An 18354-nucleotide genomic window follows, 5' to 3' on the forward strand; every position below is an offset into this window, starting at 1 on the left:
CGTGCGTAAAACTCGAATTGTGGTCTGGACAGACTGAAACCTGTGTTTCAGTATGTCCACAAAATACTGCATCGCAGCATTCGTGTGGCGGTGCAAAATCGGGGATATGGCGGTACGGGGGTAGCGTCGATGTCGGAGCCGGCCGGTCTCGAACTCGCGGCGGTGACCAAACGGTACGGACGGACCGTGGCGGTCGACGGCATATCGCTGCGCGTGCCGGCCGGGACCTATTGCTGCCTGCTGGGGCCCAGCGGCTGCGGCAAGACCTCGACCCTGCGCATGGTCGCCGGTCACGAGGAGGTCAGCGACGGCGACATCATGCTGGGCGGCGAGGTGATCAACGGCCTGCCGCCGGCGCGTCGCGGCACCGCGATGATGTTCCAGAACTACGCCCTGTTCCCGCACCTCGACTGCCTCGACAACGTCGCCTTCAGCCTGAAGATGCGTGGCATCGGCAAGGCCGATGGCCGCGAGCGGGCGCACCGGATGCTGCAGCTCGTCGAGATGGACGCTTACGCCGGGCGTCTGCCGGCGCAGCTGTCGGGCGGGCAGCAGCAGCGCGTCGCGCTGGCCCGGGCCCTGATCACCGACCCGCGGATCCTGCTGCTCGACGAGCCGCTGTCGGCGCTCGACCCGTTCCTGCGGGTGCGGATGCGCGCCGAGCTCCGGCGGTTCCAGAAGGATCTCGCCATCAGCTTCGTGCACGTCACGCACTCCCAGGAGGAGGCGATGGCGCTGGCCGACCTGATCGTGGTGATGAACGGCGGCCGCATCGAACAGGTCGGCAGCCCGCGCGAGGTGTTCAACGCCCCCTCCAGCCTGTTCGTTGCCCGCTTCATCGGCGGCCACAACGTGATCGAGGACGGCCCGGGCGCGACCGGCGGCGCGGTTGCGGTGCGCAACGATCTGGTGCGCCTGGTCGATGCGGCCACGCTTGGGGGCGGCGGGCCGGGGGACGGCGAGATCCGGCGGTCCGGCCGGGTCGCGGGTATCGAATTCCAGGGCAGCGTGGTGCGCGTCACGGTCGCGGCCGACGCGGACCTCGAGCTGACGGTGGATGTGGCGGAACGTGCGTTCTTCGACAATCCGGTGGGGCTGGGCGACCCGGTCGTCGCGGCCTGGAAACCGGAGGATGCGCACGCGCTCACGGGGGGAAGCGCCTGACCGCGAACAGGGAAAACGAGCTTCCGTTGAGGAGACCGGCAATGACGAACACCAAGAAGACGAATGCCGTCGGCATCAGCCGCCGGCGGGTCCTGAAGGGCGCGGCGGCGGCCGGCGGCCTGGCGGTCGGCAGCGGCGCGATCACCGGGTTCCCGGCGATCATCGCGGCCGAGCCGATCACGCTCCGCTACATGGGGACGGCGGTCAACCAGCACGCCGGCATCAAGGAGAAGGTGAAGGAGGATCTCGGGATCGACATCGAGTACATCCCGGTGACCTCCGACGACGTGGTGAAGCGCGCCGTCACCCAGCCGAACAGCTTCGACATCCTGGATTCCGAGTACTGGATGCTGAAGAACATCGTGCCCACCGGGAATCTCCAGGGCATGGACACCAGCAGGATCAAGGAGGCCGGCAACATCACGACGGTGTTCACCGTCGGCGAGGTGAACGGCAAGAAGATCGGCGACCAGGGCACCGCGCCGAAGAAGGTCAGCTTCCTGACCGCCAAGGACGGCAAGGATTTCGCGGCCGAGCCGACCCAGTGGATGACGCTGATCCCGACGGTCTACAACGCCGACACCCTCGGCATCCGGCCGGACCTGATCAAGCGGCCGATCGCCAGCTGGGCCGAGCTGCTGAACCCGGAGTTCAAGGGCAAGGCCTCGATCCTGAACATCCCGTCGATCGGCATCATGGACGCCGCGATGGTCGTGGAATCCATGGGCGAGTACAGGTATCCCGACAAGGGCAACATGACCAAGGAGGAGATCGACCTCACCCTGAAGGTCATGACCGAGGCCAAGAAGGCCGGCCAGTTCCGGGCGTTCTGGAAGGACTTCAACGAGTCGGTCAACCTGATGGCCTCGGGCGAGACGGTGATCCAGTCGATGTGGTCGCCGGCGGTCACCAAGGTGCGCTCGATGGGCATCCCGTGCACCTACCAGCCGCTGAAGGAAGGCTACCGCGCCTGGGCCGGCGGCCTCGGCCTGCCGAAGACCCTGTCGGGCAAGAAGCTCGACGCCGCCTACGAGTTCATCAACTGGTTCCTGGCCGGTTGGGCCGGCGCCTTCCTGAATCGCCAGGGCTACTACTCGGCGGTGCTGTCGACCGCGCAGGCCAACATGGAGGCCTACGAGTGGGACTACTGGATGCTCGGCAAGCCGGCCGCCAAGGACATCCTGGCGCCGGACGGCACCGTGATGGAGAAGGCCGGCACCGTGCGCGACGGCGGCTCGTTCGAGGACCGCATGGGGGCCGTCGCCTGCTGGAACGCGGTGATGGACGAGAACCGCTACATGGTCCGCAAGTGGAACGAGTTCATCGCGGCCTGACGATGCGGGGCGGGGAGGCGGCATCGCCGTCTCCCCGTCTTCGACCTGAGGCACGTCGCCTCGTGGGTCCCGGCTCATCCGCGCCGAGGGCGGCGCGTTTGTCCGGGATGACGACGGAAGGAAGTGGGCTGCCGCGTCACCCACCCCAGGCCGTCATCCCGGACCGACGAACCGCAGGGGCGGCGGAGCCGGGACCCACGAGGTTACGGGCGGCAGCCTATCCGGACCTGGGAAGACCATGAGCGCTTTCGGCAAGACATCGACGCCGTACTGGCAGGCCCTGCCGTTCGCGCTCGTCTTCCTGCTGTTCTTCGTGCTGCCGCTCGGGCTGATCGTGATGGTCAGCTTCTGGGACTACAACGGCTACCAGATCATTCCCGCCTTCACCGGGCAGAACTATCTAGACGTGTTCGACGGCTGCATCGCCGACTTGCCGGACCTCTGCCTGACCTTCGCCACCTATCTCAGCACGCTGGAGTTCGGGCTGATGGTCTGGGCGATCACCCTGGTCCTGGGGTTCACGGTCGCCTACTTCCTGGCGTTCCACGTCCGCACCCTGACCATGCAGATCGTGCTGTTCCTGCTGTGCACGATCCCGTTCTGGACCTCAAACGTGATCCGAATGATCTCGTGGATCCCGCTGCTCGGGCGCAACGGGCTGGTCAACGACACGCTGCTGAGACTCGGCCTGGTGAGCGAGCCGCAGGACTGGCTGCTGTACTCGCACTTCTCGGTCGTGCTGGCCTTCGTGCACCTCTACACGCTGTTCATGATCGTGCCGATCTTCAACTCGATGATGCGGATCGACCGGTCGCTGCTGGAGGCGGCGCGCGACGCCGGCGCCAGCGGCTGGCAGACCGTCTGGAACGTCGTGGTGCCGCTGTGCAAGCCGGGCATCGCCATCGGCTCGATCTTCGTGGTCACCATCGTGATGGGCGACTTCGTGACCATCGGCGTCATGGGCGGCCAGCAGATCGCCTCGATCGGCAAGATCATCCAGGTCGAGATGTCGTACCTGCAGTTCCCGGCGGCCGCCGCCAACGCGGTGGTGCTGCTGGCGGTGGTGCTGCTGATCATCTGGGGGCTGACCCGGATGATCGACATCCGGAAGGAGCTGTGACGTGACCGGACAGCCGCGCGGCGCCGCGTTCTGGATCCTGGCCCTGGTGTTCGCCCTGTTCGTGCTGTTCCTGTATGGCCCGACCATCGCCATCGTGCTGCTCAGCTTCCAGGGGCCGGACGGCGGCCTGACCTTCCCGATGAACGGCGTGTCGTTCCATTGGTTCGCCAAGCTGTACGAGGGCGTCGGCGTGGTCGACATCTGGGCGGCGTTCCGCCGCTCGATCCGGCTCGGCCTGGTGGTGATGGGCCTGACGGTGGTGCTGTCGGTGGCGGCCGGCCTGGCGTTCCGCCGGCGGTTCGCCGGGTCCGGCCCGCTGTTCTTCGTGACCGTGGCCAGCCTGATCGTGCCGTCGATCTGCGTCAGCCTCGGCATCGGTCTGGAGTTCCGACTGCTGGACGACCAGGTCAATGCCATGGGAGGCGACTTCCCGTGGCTGGTCGACGGCTTCACCACCACCATGGGGCTGTTCACCTCGGGCCTCGGCGCCCACCTGACCTGGACCCTGCCGTTCGGCCTGCTGATCATGTTCGCGGTGTTCAACCGGTTCGACCGCTCCTACGAGGAGGCGGCCCGCGACCTGGGGGCGACTGCGTGGCAGACCTTCCGCTACGTGGTGCTGCCGATCATCGGCCCCAGCCTGATCGGCGTCGCGCTGTTCGGCTTCACCCTGTCCTACGACGAGCTGGCGCGGTCGTCGCAGGCGATCGGCGACGTCAACACCCTGCCGCTGGAGCTGCAGGGCCTGACCACCACGGTGACGACGCCGGAGATCTACGCGCTGGGCACCGTCACCACGGCGGTGTCGTTCGTGGTGATCGGCTTGGCGCTGGCGCTGATCCTGTGGGCCCGCCGCCGGCAGGAGCGCAGGGGCTCGGACGCCGGGCAGGGGATGGTGTAGGGCTGGCGGTACGCTCGTCGCTTCGTGGGTCCCGGATCGTCCGCGCCGAGAGCGGCGCGTTCGTCCGGGATGACGACAGAGTAGTGAGCGGCTTGCTCTTCTTGACGTCATCCCAGACCGACGCGCCGCAGGCGTGGCGGATCCGGGACCCACGAGGTGACGGGCCCATAAACAGTGACCGAATGTCCCCGAGGAGGCCGTGCCGTGAAGATCGTCGTCGTCAACCCGAACACCACCACCGCCATGACCGAGGGGATCGGCCGGGCGGCGCGGGCGGTCGCCAGCCCTGGGACCGAGATCGTCGCCGTGAACCCGGCGGACGGCCCGGCCAGCATCGAGGGCTACTACGACGAGGCGTTCGCGGTGCCGGGCCTGCTGGCCGAGATCGCGGCGCATCCCGACGCCGACGGCTACGTGGTCGCGTGCTTCGACGATCCCGGCCTGGACGCCGCCCGCTCGGCCACCGCCCGGCCGGTGATCGGCATCGGCGAGGCCGGCTACCACGTCGCCTCCATGGTCTCGGGCCGGTTCGGGGTGATCACCACCCTGGCCCGTTCGATCGGGGCGCTCGAGGGCAATCTGCTGAAATACGGGCTCGATCGGCGGTGCTGCGGGGTGCGGGCGGTCGACCTGCCGGTACTGGCGCTGCACGACGACCCGGAGCTGACCCGCGAGCGGATCGGCACCGCGATCGAGGCGGCGAAGGCCGAGGACCGGGCCGAGGCGATCGTGCTGGGCTGTGCCGGCATGGCCGATCTCGCGGCCGACCTGACGGCCCGGCACGGCCTGCCGGTGATCGACGGCGTCGCGGCGGCGGTGAAGCTGGTGGAGGCGCTGGTCGGGCTCGGGGTGTCGACCTGTCGGATCGGCGGGTATGCGCCACCGCTGCCCAAGCACTATGCTGGCGCCTTCGCGAAATTCGCACCGTCCGAATGACGGGCCGAGGGAGGCGACAGGTGAACCCGGACTATCCCCGCGACATGATCGGCTACGGCCGCACGCCGCCGCACGCGGCGTGGCCGGACGGCGCCCGTGTGGCCCTGCAGTTCGTGATCAACTACGAGGAGGGCGGCGAGAACACCATTCTCGACGGCGACCCGGCCTCGGAGGCGTTCCTGTCCGAGATCGTCGGCGCCCAGCCGCTGGTCGGCAAGCGCAACATGAACATGGAGTCGATCTACGAGTACGGCTCGCGCGCCGGGTTCTGGCGATTGTGGCGGGCGTTCACCGCGCGCGGCCTGCCGGTCACGGTATACGGGGTGACGGCGGCCCTGGTCCGCAACCCGGAGGCGGTCGCCGCCATGAAGGAGGCGGACTGGGAGATCGCAAGCCACGCGCTGCGCTGGATCGACTACCAGGACATGCCGGTCGAGGAGGAACGGCGCCAGCTGCAGGAGGCGATCCGCCTGCACACCGAGGCCACCGGCAGCCGGCCGCTCGGCTGGTACACCGGCCGGATCAGCCCGCAGACCCGGCAGCTGGTGATGGAGGAGGGCGGCTTCCTGTACGACAGCGACAGCTATGCCGACGACCTGCCGTACTGGCTCGAGGGGCCGAACGGGCCGCATCTGGTGATCCCCTACACCCTCGACGCCAACGACATGCGGTTCGCCACCGCCCAGGGCTTCAACAGCGGCGACCAGTTCTTCGCCTATCTGCGCGACAGCCTGGACGTGCTGCGCGCCGAGGGGGCCGAGTCGCCGAAGATGATGAACGTCGGCCTGCACTGCCGGCTGGTCGGCCGGCCGGGGCGGACCGCGGCGCTGATGCGGTTCCTGGACTACGCCGCCGGGTTCGGCGACGTTTGGATCTGCCGGCGCATCGACATCGCCCGGCACTGGCACGAGAACCACAGGCCCGCATCGTGAGCGACACCGTCGAGATCAGGCCCATGACCGCCGCCGAGGTCGGCATCGCGGTGGAGTGGGCGGCGACCGAGGGCTGGAACCCGGGTCTGGAGGACGCGCCGTGCTTCATGGCCGAGGACCCGGAAGGGTTCTGGATGGCGTTCGTCGACGGCCAGCCGGCGGCCAGCATCTCGGTGGTGAACTACGGCCCGGGGTTCGGCTTCCTCGGCTTCTACATCTGCCGGCCGGAGCTGCGCGGCCGCGGCATCGGCTACCGGCTCTGGCAGGCCGGGATGGCGCACCATGGCGACCGCGTGATCGGGCTCGACGGGGTGCCGGACCAGCAGGACAACTACCGCAAGTCCGGGTTCGTGCTGGCCTACCGCAACATCCGCTACACCGGCACCGTTTCGGTCGAGGCACCGCAGGACCCGCGCCTGGTGCGGATCGGGCCGGAGCTGGTCGACGCGGTGATCGCCTACGACCGGCCGTTCTTCCCGGCCCCGCGCGACAAGTTCATGACTTGCTGGCTGGGCGGCGAGACCCGGACCGGCTGGGCGCTGGTCGAGGATGGCCGGGTCACCGGCTACGGCGTGATCCGGAGCTGCCGGGAAGGGGCGAAGATCGGCCCGCTGTTCGCCGACGATGCCCGGCGCGCGGACCTGCTGTTCCGCCGCCTCGCCGCGTCGGCGCCAGGTGGGGCGCCAGGTGGGGCGCCAGGTGGGGCGCCGGCCGGGCCGATCGTGCTCGACCCGCCGGAGCCGAACCCGGAGGCGGTGGCGCTGGCCCGCCGCTACGGCCTGGAGCCCGGCTTCGAGACCGCCCGCATGTACCGCGGTCCGGCCCCGCAGCTGCCGCTCGACCGGCTGTTCGGAGTGACCACCTTCGAGTTGGGGTGACCGTGACTGCCGTGGGTCCCGGCTCGCTGCTTTGCAGCGGCCCGGATGAGGGCATACTTCAGCAGCCTCATCCCGGCCGGAGCGGCGAAGCTGCGGAGAGCCGGGACCCAGGCTGAAATACGTGCGACGCATCCGCTATTCGAACCCGTGAGAACACCATGTCCGACACCCGCCCGTCCGATGCCCTGATCGCCCCGGTCGCTGCCGCGATCGAGCGCCGCTGGGATGCCGAGATCGAGTTCCTGCGCGCCCTGGTGCGCCAGCCGTCCGACAACCCGCCGGGCGACTGCACGCCGCACGCCGAGGTGACCGCCCGGCTGCTGGAGAGCCTCGGCTTCACGGTCGAGCGGCACGCGGTGCCGGACGACGTGGTGCAGACTGCCGGCATGATCTCCTGCACCAATCTGATCGTCCGCAAGTCGTTCGGGGACGGCCCGGTCGTGGCGCTGAACGCCCATGGCGACGTGGTTCCGCCGGGCGACGGCTGGACCCACGACCCGTACGGCGGCGAGGTGGTCGACGGGGTGATGTACGGCCGCGGCGTGGCGGTCTCGAAGTCCGATTTCGCGACCTACGCCTTCGCGCTGCTGGCGCTCGAGGCGGTGGCAGAGCGGCTGTCCGGCGCGGTCGAGCTGCACCTGACCTACGACGAGGAGACCGGCGGCGGCATCGGCCCGGCCTGGATCCTGGCGCAGGGGCTGACCCGGCCGGACTACGCGATCAGCGCCGGCTTCAGCCACGCCATCGTCACCGCCCACAACGGCGTCCTGCACCTGGAGGTGACGGTGCGCGGCCGCTCGGCCCATGCCGCCAAGCCGGACGAGGGTGCCGACGCCCTGGAGGCGATGACCACGATCCTGCAGGCGCTGTACGTCGAGCGCCGGTCGTACCCGGAGCGGGTCTCGGCGATCCCCGGTATCGGCCATCCGAACATGACGGTCGGACTGATCGAGGGCGGCATCAACACCAACGTGGTGCCGGACCGCTGCACCATCCGGCTCGACCGCCGGATGACGCCGGAGGAGGACCCGGCCGCGGTCGAGGCGCGGCTGCGAACGGTGATCGAGGGCGCGGTCGCCGGCCATGACGGGGTGTCGGTCGAGATCGCCCGGGTGCTGCTGGCCTCGCCGCTGCGCCGCCTGGACGGCGCCGAGAAGCTGATCGATCCGGTACGCCATCACGCCCGGCGGCTGCTGGCCGAGGAGGTCCCGGTCGAGGGCGTGCCGCTGTACACCGACGCCCGGCTGTACGCCGAGGCCGGGGTGCCGACCATCGGCTACGGTGCCGGCCCGCGCACCTTCCTGGACGCCAACGGCCACCGCGCCGACGAGAAGCTGGTGCTGAGCGACCTGCGGGTCGCGACCGAGGTGGTGGCGCTGGCGGTCGCCGAGGTGCTGGCTAAGGCGTAGGCGTCCGCCGGATCCGCTCGGCGACGACCACCGCCAGGATCGCCGCCGCCGGCAGCACCAGCCGCTCCGGCGTGTCGAGCGACAGGGCGGTCATGCCGGCGACCAGCGACCACATCACCGGCACGACCAGCAGGTGCGGTCGGACCGGCCGCGCGGTGAGCAGCAGGCCGAGGGTGAGCAGGGCGGTCGGGTCCGGCGCCGCGCCGACCCACGGCAGGCTCGTCCAGTCGTGGCCGGCCAGCAGGCCGAGCAGCGGGTAGCCGGCGATCGCAAGGACCGCCAGGCCGCAGCCAATCCGGCCGGCGGTGTGGTCGCCGACCCGGTAGACCAGTTGCTTGCGCCAGACGCCCGTCCACAGCAGCAGGACGGCCTGGGCGATGAAGAAGCCACCGTAGAGCGGGGCCATGAAGTCGATGGTCGCGGCGTAGCGCAGGTGGAAGACGATCCCGACCCACGCCCAGGCGGCGGCGAGGAACAGCGATGCCATCCGGTCGCCTTCGCGCACCGGCCGGGCGGCGTGGCCGAGGATCGCCACCGATACCAGGACGGCCGCCGCCGGCAGCGGCACGATCGCGGCGTTGTACCGGGCCAGCAGCGAGTCCAGGACCTCGGCGGTGTAGGGCAGGACCGGGATCACCTAGAGGTTCTCGACGTAGTCGACCATGCGCTTGCGCATCGCCGGGTCGGGCAGCGGGCCGTGCAGGGCACCCATGTTCTCGCGCATGTGGTCGACCCGGCTGGTCGCCGGGATCGCGCAGGTCACCGCCGGGTGCGAGATCACGAACTTCAGGAAGAACTGCGCCCAGTTGGCACAACCGATCTCGCCGGCCCAGCCCGGCAGCTTGTGGCGTGCGAACATCTCGAACAGCTGCTTCTGCCGGAACGGCCGGTTGACGATGACCCCGAGCCCGCGCTCGGCGGCCAGCGGCAGCAGCCGGCGCTCGGCCTCGCGGTCGACGATGTTGTAGGTGAACTGCACGAGGTCGACCGGACGCGACGCCATGATCCGCTCCATTTCGGCGTGCCGGCTGCCGTGCGAGGTTGTGATGCCGATCAGCCGGACCCGGCCGGCCTGCTTGTCGGCCAGCAGGGTCTCGAGGTGGCCCTCCCAGTTCAGCAGGTTGTGGATCTGCATGGCGTCGAACCGCTCGACACCCCACAGCCGGCGGGATTCCGCCATCTGTTCCGGCCCGTTGTTCTGCCACCAGGTCCACACCTTGGTGGCCGAGAACAGCGGCACGTCGGCCGGCAGCCGCGACAGGCAGTAGCCGATCACGTCCTCCGCCGTGCCGTACATCGGCGAGGAATCGACGACCCGGCCGCCCAGCTCGAAGAAGGTCCGCAGCACCTCCAGGCGCCGGTCGCGCAGCCCCTGGTCGTCGCCGACGTTGAAGGTGATCCAGGTTCCCATGCCGACGACGGGGACGCGTTCGCCGGTCGCCGGGATCGGGCGGGTGAGGGGCGGGGCGTCGGCGGCTCGCAGCGGTACGGTTCCGAGGCCGGCGGTCGCGGCCAGCGATGCCAGGACGGTGCGGCGGTCCGGGTGCGGGATGCGGCGGGTCATGATCGGGATATGGCGCGCCCGGCCGGCTCGGCCAACCCCGGGTTCGTCACGACAGGCCGGTCACCGGCAGCAGCGCCCCGTGCACGGCGCGGGCGTCGTCGGAGGCCAGGAACGCGATCGCCGCGGCCAGGTCGTCGAGCGCCACCCATTTGCCGGGGTCGGCCTTCGGCATGGCGGTGCGGTTCTGCGGGGTGTCGAGGATCGTCGGCAGCACGCAGTTGACGTTGATGCCCTTGCCGCGCAGCTCGGCCGACGCGCTCTCGGTCGCCCGCATCACCGCCGACTTGGCGGCGCAGTAGGCGCCCATGCCGGCTACCCCCTTGAGGGCGGCATGAGCGCCGACGGTGACGATCTTGCCGGAGCCCTGGGCGATCATGCCCGGGGTCACCGCCGCCAGCAGCGGCAGCAGCGTCCCGATGTTGAGCCGGTGCATCCGCTCCCACGCCTCGGCCTCGGTCTCGTGCACCGGCGGGCCCATGTCGAAGCCGCCGGCCAGCGCGACCGCGACGTCGATGGTGCCGATCCGGCCGGCGGCGGAGGCCAGCGCGGTCTTCACCGCGGCCGCGTCCAGCAGGTCGACGGCGATCCCGAGATGGTCGCCGGGCAACTCGCCGGCCAGCGCGGCGGCGCGCTCGGCGTCCCGGTCGATCACCACCAGCGCGGCGTCCTCGCTGGCGAACCGCGCGGCAACCGCCCGGCCGAGATTGCCGGCGGCGCCGGTGATCGCGACGACCTTGTTGGTGAAGCGGGCCATGTCGTCCTCCGATTGGCTGTCCGGGGCATCATCGTCTTGGTGGTCGGCTGCGTCGAGGGGGGCCGTCGATGCGGCCGGTGGGTCCCGGCTCTCCGTGGCTCCGCCGCTCCGGCCGGGATGAGGGGTCTACAGGCAACCCTCTCTCCGCCCCTCATCCCGGACGCGCGAAGCGCGAGCCGGGGCCCACCCGCCGCCGCGTCGCCGGCTACCGTCGCCGGCGCGGGCGGACCACGACCAGGAACACCGCAACCGCGACGCAGGCGAGCGCGGTGTAGTCGACCAGGTGCGGGGTGACGCCGAACATCAGCTGGTTCGCGAACACGCCGATCACCGGCACCATCAGGGTGCCGACGGTCGAGGCCACCACCGGCAGCATCGCCACCACGGTGAAGTACGCCCAGTAGCAGATGATCCCGGTGATCAGCATGTTGTAGGCCAGCGACAGCAGCGGGCCGACGGTGACCGTCCCGATGTTCTGCCAGTCCCATGCGACCGCGACGATGGCGATCGGGATCACGCCGATCAGGTGCTGCCAGCCGACCGCCACGGTGACCGGCATCGACAGCCGGGCGTGCTTGATCACCACGGTCCCGGCACCCCAGGACACCGCCCCGCCGAGGATCAGCAGCGGGCCGAGCGTCGAGTTGCCGAGCGCCGCCGCGTCGACCGAGAACAGCAGCGCCATGCCGACCAGCCCGACCACCAGCCCGGCGACCGCCCGGCCGCTCAGCCTCTCCTTCAGGACGACGGTGCCGATCACGGTCGCCCACAGCGGCATGGTGTAGGCGATGATGCCGGCCCGGCCGGCGTCCATCAGGGTGATGCCGTAGGCCACGAACACGTTGAACAGGGTGATGTTCAGCAGGCCGCCGACGATCAGCTGCCGCCAGGCGCCGGGCGGTACCCGCAGGGAATGGCCGTTGAACGCCGAGATCGCGAACAGCCCGGCGCAGGACACGATGCTGGCGCCGGCCCGGAACACCCAGGGCGGGATCTCCGCCAGCCCGACCTTCATGATCGGCCAGTTGAACCCCCACAGCACCGCGATCATCGCCAGCAGGCCGACGGCCAGCAGCGGGGTGCCGCTGCGTTCGGCCGGAGTTGCGGATGCGGGCTGGGACAAGGCGGGCTCCGGTCGCTCAGCGGGCGGTCGAGGTCGGCTGCAGATCCTCGTCGAGCGGGTAGATCGGCCGTCGGACGTGCTTGAAGTCGAGCATCGAGTAGTCCGAGGTGCAAACCCCGACGCCGGCGCAGTCGACGATCTGCTTGGCGATCGGCTTGAAGCCGGCGCGCCAGTGGATACGGCTCTTCAGCATCAGGTAGCGCTTGGCGGTCGGATCGATGCCCAGGCTCTGGAAGCAGGCATAGTCGTTCGGTTCCTGCTGGGTCGAGACCACGACGATCTCGACCTTGCCGGTGTCCAGGACGGCGGTCGGGCCCATGTCGTTGAGCACGCCGCGGCTCATCGGCCCGATGTTGCGGAACCGGCCGTCCGACAGCAGGCGCACCCGGCCGGTGACGGTCAGCGGCTCGCCCTTGCGACCGATCGACGGCATGTCGGTCCTGCCGCCGAGCGCCAGCGTGACGGTCGAGCCGACGCCGGCCTTCGCCATCGCCGCAACCGCGTCCGGGTCGCAGATCGCGAAAGCGGCGACGTTGTCCAGCCCGGCCTCCAGGATGCCCTTCAGCACGGTCATGCTGTCCATCGACCCGCCGGAGGCGGCGTTGTCGTAGTGGTCGAGCAGGACGATCGGGCCGTCGGTCATGGTCCGGGCGCGCGCCAGCGACTGCTCCAGCGGCTCGATCTCGTAGACGAAGGCGGCCCGCTCCTTCCAGGCCAGGTCCAGGATCTCCTTGCACAGCGCCTCGGCCCTGGCCTGGTCGCCGTCGGTCACGACCACCGCGCTGGAGCCGGCCAGCTCGATGTCGGCGTGCGGGAAGCCGGTGAAGAAGGTGGCGCTCAGCGCGCCCTCGGCCTCCATCCGCTTGCACAGCGCCTGGATCTCGCTGTTCGGGAAGTCGTCGGTGCCCTGGCGCATGACGTGCGGCAGCATCGGCCGGTTGCCCCACGCCATGGTCGGCCTGGCCTTGCCCTTCAGCATGGCGAAGATCGGCTTCGCCGCCCGCATCCCGGTCTCGTAGACGTCGATGTGCGGGTAGGTCTGGTAGCCGGCGACCACGTCGGCGTTGTCGACGATCGCCGGGTACAGGTTGGTGTGCATGTCGAGCGCGACGCCGATCGGCGTGTTCGGGGCCAGCGCCCGGACCCGCGCCAGCAAAGCGCCTTCGCCGTCCTCCAGGCTCTCGGTCACCATGGCGCCGTGCAGGTGCAGCAGGATGGCGTCGCAGCCCTTCGCCACCGCGTCGCAGATCCGGTCGGTCATGTACGCGTAGGCGGCGTCCTCGACCGGCCCGCTCGGCCAGGCGCTGGCTGCCAGCGGGGCGACCATCTCGACGCCTTCGGCCTCGCACAGCTCGATGAAGGCGCCGAGCGCGGTGCCGGTGCCGCGGAACGCCTCGATCGCCGCCTGGCCCTCGAGCGGGACCGGCTCGGGGTTGCCGCGCGAGAACCGGGCCAGCGGCGTCGGCACGGTCGAGAAGGTGTTGGTCTCGTGCTGCATCATGGCGATGACGACGCGCATGGCGGGAGCCTCCGGGGCTGGTCGGGGGAAAGACCTGGGTGGGAGGACGAGCATAGGCCCGGATCCGGGCCGGCGTCACGTATTGGGAGAATGAAGGGGCGGTTCGGTGATGGGTCCCGGCTCGCCGCTGTCGCGGCGTCCGGGATGAGGCTGTGGCGGGCGTCCTCTACTCCCTCATCCCGGCCGTAGCGGCGTAGCCGCGGAGAGCCGGGACCCACACGCCCGGTCTCAGGCGCCGCGGATCGGGTCGGTGGCGAGCTGGGCGTTGTAGTAGCGGCGCTCGTGGGTGACTTCCTCGCCGACCCAGTCCGGCAGCGTGACCGCGAAGTCCTCGCCCGGCAGCTCGACCTCGGCGATCACCAGCCCGGCGTTCTCGCCCTCGAACACGTCGACTTCCCAGACCAGCCCGGCATACGGCACCGCATAGCGCTGCTTCTCGATCACCGCGCCCTGGCGTAGTTCCAGGAGCTCCTCGGCCTCGGCGACCGGAACCTCGGTCTCGACCTCCAGGCGCGACAGTCCGGGTACCGCGCTCTTGATCGTCAGGAAGGCGGCGTCGTCGCCCTTGATGCGGACCCGCACCGACGCCTTGTCGGTCTGCGCCAGGTAGGCCTGCCGGATCCGGACCGGCAGGCCGGCGTGCCCGGTCCAGCCCCGGCCGGTCACCAGGAACTTGCGTTCGATCTCGGCGGGCATGGGGGGCCTTTCAGCAACGGCGGATTGCGGTGTCCCCTGATAGCCCAGCCCGCCGCGGCCGTCACCCACCGAGCCGTTCGCCGGCGGCAATGATGCACTGCAACAGGAGGGGTGGCGTTCGCGCGAATCCGCTCTAAAATGTATACAGACAACGTTCTCCTCGGAGCCTCGGCCGTGCCGCCGCGCAGCGTGCCGGTATCCGAAGGAACCTCACATCATCGCGCAAGCGGAGACAGCGACATGGTGAAGTTCGCAATCGGTCAGGGCGTGCATCGCGTGGAGGACAACCGGCTGCTGACCGGGGCCGGGCGGTACACGGACGACATCGAGGTCGAGGGTGCCGCGCGCGCCGCGATCCTGCGGTCGCCGGTGGCGCACGCGGTGATCAAGGGGATCGACGTCGAGGCGGCCAAGGCGGCCCCCGGCGTGATCGCGGTCTACACCGGCGCCGACGTCAAGGCCGACGGCCTCGGCGACCTGCCGTGCGTGCCGCCGGCCAACAACAAGGACGGCAGCCCGCGCGCCGACACCCCGCGGCCGATCCTGGCTCTGGACAAGGTCCGCCACGTCGGCGAGCCGGTCGCCCTGGTGATCGCCGAGACCGCGGTGCAGGCGCGCGACGCGGCCGAGTTGATCGAGGTCGACTACGACGAGCTGGAGGCGACCGTCGACACCGAGGGTGCGGTCGCCGACGGCGCGCCGCAGCTGTTCGACCACATTCCGAACAACCTGGCCTTCGACTGGCAGGACGGCGACGAGGCCGGGGTCGACGCGGCGTTCGCCAAGGCCCACAAGGTCGTGAAGGTGCGGGTGGTCAACAACCGCATCGTCGTGAACTCCATGGAAGTGCGCCCGATCGTGGCCGAGTACGACCCGGCGACCGACCGCTCGACCCTGTGGTCGTCGACCCAGGGCCCGCACGTGTTCCAGACCCTGCTGGCCGAGGCGATCCTGAAGATCGACCCGGCCAAGCTGCGCTGCCGCACCACCGACGTCGGCGGCGGCTTCGGCATGAAGATCTTCCTGTACCCGGAGCAGGCGCTCTGCACCTGGGCCTCGCGCAAGCTGAAGCGGGCGGTGAAGTACCTGCCGGAGCGCTCGGAGGCGTTCGTCAGCGACGCCCAGGGCCGCGACAACATCTCCTACGCCGAAGCCGCGGTCGACGCCGACGGCGTGATCCAGGCGCTGCGGGTGACCACCTACGCCGCCCTCGGCGGCTATCTCCACCACATGGGCGCGTTCATCCCGACCGCCGCCGGCACCCACATGCTGTCGGGCGTCTACAAGATCCCGCTGGTCTATGTGAACGTGAAGGGCGTGCTGAACAACACGGTCCCGACCGACGCCTACCGCGGCGCCGGCCGGCCGGAGGCCGCCTACCTGATCGAGCGCGTCGTCGACAGCGTCGGCTACGAGATGGGCCTGACCCCCGACGAGGTGCGGCGCCGCAACTTCATCCCGCCGGAGGCGATGCCGTACAAGACCCCGCTCGGCAACGTCTACGACACCGGCGAGTTCCAGACCCTCATGGAAGAGGCGATGGCGAAGGCCGACTGGGCCGGCTTCCCGGCGCGCCGCGAGGCGGCCAAGAAGCGCGGCATGCTGCGCGGCATCGGCATGGGCTACTACATCGAGAAGTGCGGCGGCGGCAGCCCGGAGACCGCCGACGTCCGGTTCACCGACGAGGGCAGGGTCGAGATCCGCATCGGCACCCAGTCGAACGGCCAGGGCCATGAGACCGCGTACGCCCAGATCCTGTCCGACACGATCGGGATCGACGGCGACAAGATCAGGGTGATCCAGGGCGACACCGACGAGGTGCCGAAGGGCATGACCGGCGGCTCGCGCTCGGTCCCGGTCGGCGGTGCCGCGGTGCTGCTGGCGGGCCGGCAGATCGTCGAGAAGGCCAAGAAGATCGCCGCCAACGCCATGGAGGCGGCGGCCGCCGACATCGAGTTCGCCGACGGCATCTTCACGGTCGCCGGCACCGACAAGCGCATGACCATCGAGGAGGTGGCCAAGGCCTCGAAGGAGGCGGCGAACCTGGACGACGGCATGACGCCGGGCCTCGACGAGATCCACGAGCGCAAGCCGGAGGCCGCGACCTACCCGAACGGCTGCCACATCGTCGAGCTGGAGATCGACCCCGACACCGGCACCTTCGGGATCGAGCGCTACACGATCGTCGACGACTTCGGCGAGACCATCAATCCGGCGCTGCTGGCCGGCCAGGTGCACGGCGGCATCGTCCAGGGCTACGGCCAGGCGGTCACCGAGCACACCGTGTACGAGGACGGCAGCGGCCAGCTGGTGACCGGCTCGTTCATGGACTACGGCCTGCCGCGGGCCGGCGACGTGCCGATGTTCGATTTCAACGTCCACAACGTGCGCTGCACCACCAACCCGCTCGGCATCAAGGGCTCGGGCGAGGCCGGTGCGATCGGCGCGCCGCCGGCGCTGATCTCGGCGATCGTCGACGCCCTGCACGAGACCACGGGCCTGACCCACATCGACATGCCGGCGACCCCGCTGTCGATCTGGCAGGCGCTGCAGGACGCCAGGGCCGGCAAGGCGGCCTGAGGCACTGAACCGAACGGCCGGTCGGCGGTGACGCCGGCCGGTCCTTCGCGCCTCGACATCCCCGGCTCCCCGATCGGGGCCGTCGACTTCCCGGACTCGTGAGCCCGCCGCAGGCTTGACCGCCATGGCCGCCGGGATAAGGTCGCAGCCGTCTTTCCCGGCGCGCCGTCCGCGCGCGCTGCCACGCCGCGTCGCGCGTCATCACACGAGGGGGAACCCGATGATCGAACTGTACACCTGGAAGACCTCGAACGGCCGCAAGGCCTCGATCATGCTCGAGGAGCTCGGGCTGCCCTACAACGTCCACCCGATCAACATCGGCCAGGACGACCAGTTCACCCCGGAGTTCGTGAAGATCAACCCGAACTCCAAGATCCCGGCGATCGTCGACACCGACGGCCCCGGCGGCAAGCCGTACACGCTGTTCGAGTCCGGTGCGATCCTGATGTATCTCGCCGAGAAGACCGGCAAGCTGATGCCGCAGGAGACCGCGGCGCGCTACCAGGTCATCCAGTGGCTGATGTTCCAGATGGGCGGCGTCGGCCCGATCTTCGGCCAGGTCCACCACTTCGAGCGCGCCGCCAAGGAGGACGTGCCCTACGGCAAGAAGCGCTACGGCACCGAGTGCCGGCGGCTGTACGCGGTGATGGACAAGCACCTCGAGGGCAAGAGCTTCTTCGCGAACGACGAGTACTCGATCGCCGACATCGCCATCCTGCCGTGGGTGGCGCGCTACGAGTGGCAGCAGGTCGACCTCAACGACTATCCGAACGTGAAGCGCTGGTTCGACAGCCTGATGGCCCGCCCGGCCGTGCAGCGCGGCATGGAGATCCCGGCGAGCTGACGGTAGCGCGCGGCCGGCCGGCACCCGTCGCTTCGTGGGTCCCGGCTCCGCCTCGCCTGCGGCGATGCGGTCCGGGATGAGGGAGTGTGGTGCAATCTCTTCTCCTCATCCGGGCCGTAGCGGCGAAGCCGCGGAGAGCCGGGACCCACCCGCCGCTACGTCCTGCGAAGACCAGCCATGCCCGACCCGATCGCCATCCGTCCGGTCACCGTCGCCGACCTGCCGGCCCTGCGGGCTCTGTGGGACCGCTGCGGCCTGCACCCGAGCGCGTCCGACACCGACCAACGGCTGGCCGCCCTGATCGAGTTCGCCCCGGGCCTGTTCCTGGCGGCCGAGTGCGGCGCCGAGGTGGTCGGCAGCGTGATGGCCAGCTGGGACGGGCGGCGCGGCTGGATCAACCGGCTGGCGGTCGACCCGTCGGCCCGCGGCGCCCGGCTCGGCGACCGGCTGATGGCCGAGGCCGAGGACCGCCTCAGGGCGATCGGCTGCGACAAGGTCAACCTGCTGATCGAGCCGGACAACGCCGGGGTCGAGCGGTTCTACCGTCGGCTCGGCTACGACCGGGACGAGCTGATCTTCATGGAGAAGTGGATCTAGGGG

General features: G+C 70.0%; 17 protein-coding genes. 11 read left to right on the forward strand and 6 right to left on the reverse strand.

The features are described from left to right. The first annotated feature begins 129 nt into the window (after positions 1-129). The 8 genes from IE246_RS06395 to IE246_RS06430 all read left to right on the forward strand — a co-directional run bounded on the left by IE246_RS06395 (position 130) and on the right by IE246_RS06430 (position 8674). Positions 130-1164 (forward strand): ABC transporter ATP-binding protein, encoded by a 1035-nt coding sequence (locus tag IE246_RS06395; protein ID WP_189988138.1) that lies wholly within the window; start codon positions 130-132, stop codon positions 1162-1164. A 41-nt stretch (positions 1165-1205) separates the two neighbouring features. Continuing rightward, a complete protein-coding gene (locus tag IE246_RS06400; RefSeq protein ID WP_189988139.1) occupies positions 1206-2498 on the forward strand; it encodes an ABC transporter substrate-binding protein in 1293 nt (430 codons plus the stop codon). A gap of 238 nt (positions 2499-2736) precedes the next feature. Beyond that, positions 2737-3618: an ABC transporter permease gene (locus tag IE246_RS06405; protein WP_189988140.1), complete on the forward strand. Its 882-nt coding sequence runs from the start codon at positions 2737-2739 to the stop codon at positions 3616-3618. 1 nt (position 3619) lies between these two features. After that, positions 3620-4519, forward strand: coding sequence for an ABC transporter permease (locus IE246_RS06410; RefSeq protein ID WP_189988141.1), 900 nt, complete (start codon positions 3620-3622; stop codon positions 4517-4519). A 204-nt stretch (positions 4520-4723) separates the two neighbouring features. Then, entirely contained in the window at positions 4724-5455 is a 732-nt protein-coding gene (locus tag IE246_RS06415) for an aspartate/glutamate racemase family protein (RefSeq protein ID WP_189988142.1), read from the forward strand. Next, positions 5452-6387: an allantoinase PuuE gene (gene puuE, locus IE246_RS06420; RefSeq protein WP_444545902.1), complete on the forward strand. Its 936-nt coding sequence runs from the start codon at positions 5452-5454 to the stop codon at positions 6385-6387. Before IE246_RS06415 ends, puuE begins: the two co-directional genes overlap by 4 nt. Further along, a complete protein-coding gene (locus tag IE246_RS06425; RefSeq protein WP_229836551.1) occupies positions 6384-7265 on the forward strand; it encodes a GNAT family N-acetyltransferase in 882 nt (293 codons plus the stop codon). Before puuE ends, IE246_RS06425 begins: the two co-directional genes overlap by 4 nt. A 158-nt stretch (positions 7266-7423) precedes the next feature. Continuing rightward, complete coding sequence (locus tag IE246_RS06430) at positions 7424-8674, forward strand: M20/M25/M40 family metallo-hydrolase (protein WP_189988145.1); 1251 nt, start codon at positions 7424-7426, stop codon at positions 8672-8674. Here IE246_RS06430 and IE246_RS06435 read toward each other — a convergent pair. The 6 genes from IE246_RS06435 to IE246_RS06460 form a co-directional block, all read right to left on the reverse strand. Further along, complete coding sequence (locus tag IE246_RS06435) at positions 8664-9311, reverse strand: DUF6064 family protein (RefSeq protein WP_189988146.1); 648 nt, start codon at positions 9309-9311, stop codon at positions 8664-8666. The two genes, IE246_RS06430 and IE246_RS06435, sit on opposite strands and share 11 nt — an antisense overlap. Beyond that, the gene (locus IE246_RS06440; RefSeq protein ID WP_189988147.1) at positions 9312-10238 is read right to left on the reverse strand and encodes an aldo/keto reductase; all 927 of its coding nucleotides are present in this window, start codon (positions 10236-10238) and stop codon (positions 9312-9314) included. It lies immediately after the preceding gene. A 46-nt stretch (positions 10239-10284) separates the two neighbouring features. Then, on the reverse strand, positions 10285-10992 hold the full coding sequence (locus IE246_RS06445; RefSeq protein WP_189988148.1) for an SDR family NAD(P)-dependent oxidoreductase: 708 nt from the start codon (positions 10990-10992) through the stop codon (positions 10285-10287). Between the two features lie 205 nt (positions 10993-11197). Further along, on the reverse strand, positions 11198-12115 hold the full coding sequence (locus IE246_RS06450) for a DMT family transporter (protein WP_189988149.1): 918 nt from the start codon (positions 12113-12115) through the stop codon (positions 11198-11200). A gap of 16 nt (positions 12116-12131) precedes the next feature. Beyond that, the gene (locus IE246_RS06455) at positions 12132-13634 is read right to left on the reverse strand and encodes a M81 family metallopeptidase (RefSeq protein ID WP_189988150.1); all 1503 of its coding nucleotides are present in this window, start codon (positions 13632-13634) and stop codon (positions 12132-12134) included. Positions 13635-13862: 228 nt separating this feature from the next. Further along, positions 13863-14330, reverse strand: a complete 468-nt coding sequence (locus tag IE246_RS06460) for a CYTH domain-containing protein (RefSeq protein WP_189988151.1) — start codon at positions 14328-14330, stop codon at positions 13863-13865. 240 nt (positions 14331-14570) lie between these two features. Between IE246_RS06460 and IE246_RS06465 the strand changes: the two genes are divergently transcribed. From IE246_RS06465 to IE246_RS06475, 3 genes are all read left to right on the forward strand, one after another. After that, complete coding sequence (locus tag IE246_RS06465; RefSeq protein ID WP_189988152.1) at positions 14571-16910, forward strand: xanthine dehydrogenase family protein molybdopterin-binding subunit; 2340 nt, start codon at positions 14571-14573, stop codon at positions 16908-16910. Positions 16911-17130: 220 nt separating this feature from the next. Beyond that, positions 17131-17754, forward strand: a complete 624-nt coding sequence (locus IE246_RS06470; RefSeq protein WP_189988153.1) for a glutathione S-transferase family protein — start codon at positions 17131-17133, stop codon at positions 17752-17754. A 177-nt stretch (positions 17755-17931) separates the two neighbouring features. After that, positions 17932-18351, forward strand: coding sequence for a GNAT family acetyltransferase (locus tag IE246_RS06475; protein WP_189988154.1), 420 nt, complete (start codon positions 17932-17934; stop codon positions 18349-18351). Positions 18352-18354: the final 3 nt, after the last annotated feature.

It is taken from the genome of Thalassobaculum fulvum (assembly GCF_014652915.1).
GTDB classification, from domain to species: domain Bacteria; phylum Pseudomonadota; class Alphaproteobacteria; order Thalassobaculales; family Thalassobaculaceae; genus Thalassobaculum_A; species Thalassobaculum_A fulvum.

Bases quoted from the DNA above. Each gene is read 5' to 3' on its own strand.
- IE246_RS06395 (WP_189988138.1), top strand. From the start codon at position 130: ATGTCGGAGCCGGCCGGTCTCGAACTCGCGGCGGTGACCAAACGGTAC.
- IE246_RS06400 (WP_189988139.1), top strand. From the start codon at position 1,206: ATGACGAACACCAAGAAGACGAATGCCGTCGGCATCAGCCGCCGGCGG.
- IE246_RS06405 (WP_189988140.1), top strand. From the start codon at position 2,737: ATGAGCGCTTTCGGCAAGACATCGACGCCGTACTGGCAGGCCCTGCCG.
- puuE (WP_444545902.1), top strand. From the start codon at position 5,452: ATGACGGGCCGAGGGAGGCGACAGGTGAACCCGGACTATCCCCGCGAC.
- IE246_RS06430 (WP_189988145.1), top strand. From the start codon at position 7,424: ATGTCCGACACCCGCCCGTCCGATGCCCTGATCGCCCCGGTCGCTGCC.
- IE246_RS06440 (WP_189988147.1), bottom strand. From the start codon at position 10,238: ATGACCCGCCGCATCCCGCACCCGGACCGCCGCACCGTCCTGGCATCG.
- IE246_RS06445 (WP_189988148.1), bottom strand. From the start codon at position 10,992: ATGGCCCGCTTCACCAACAAGGTCGTCGCGATCACCGGCGCCGCCGGC.
- IE246_RS06455 (WP_189988150.1), bottom strand. From the start codon at position 13,634: ATGCGCGTCGTCATCGCCATGATGCAGCACGAGACCAACACCTTCTCG.
- IE246_RS06460 (WP_189988151.1), bottom strand. From the start codon at position 14,330: ATGCCCGCCGAGATCGAACGCAAGTTCCTGGTGACCGGCCGGGGCTGG.
- IE246_RS06465 (WP_189988152.1), top strand. From the start codon at position 14,571: ATGGTGAAGTTCGCAATCGGTCAGGGCGTGCATCGCGTGGAGGACAAC.
- IE246_RS06470 (WP_189988153.1), top strand. From the start codon at position 17,131: ATGATCGAACTGTACACCTGGAAGACCTCGAACGGCCGCAAGGCCTCG.
- IE246_RS06475 (WP_189988154.1), top strand. From the start codon at position 17,932: ATGCCCGACCCGATCGCCATCCGTCCGGTCACCGTCGCCGACCTGCCG.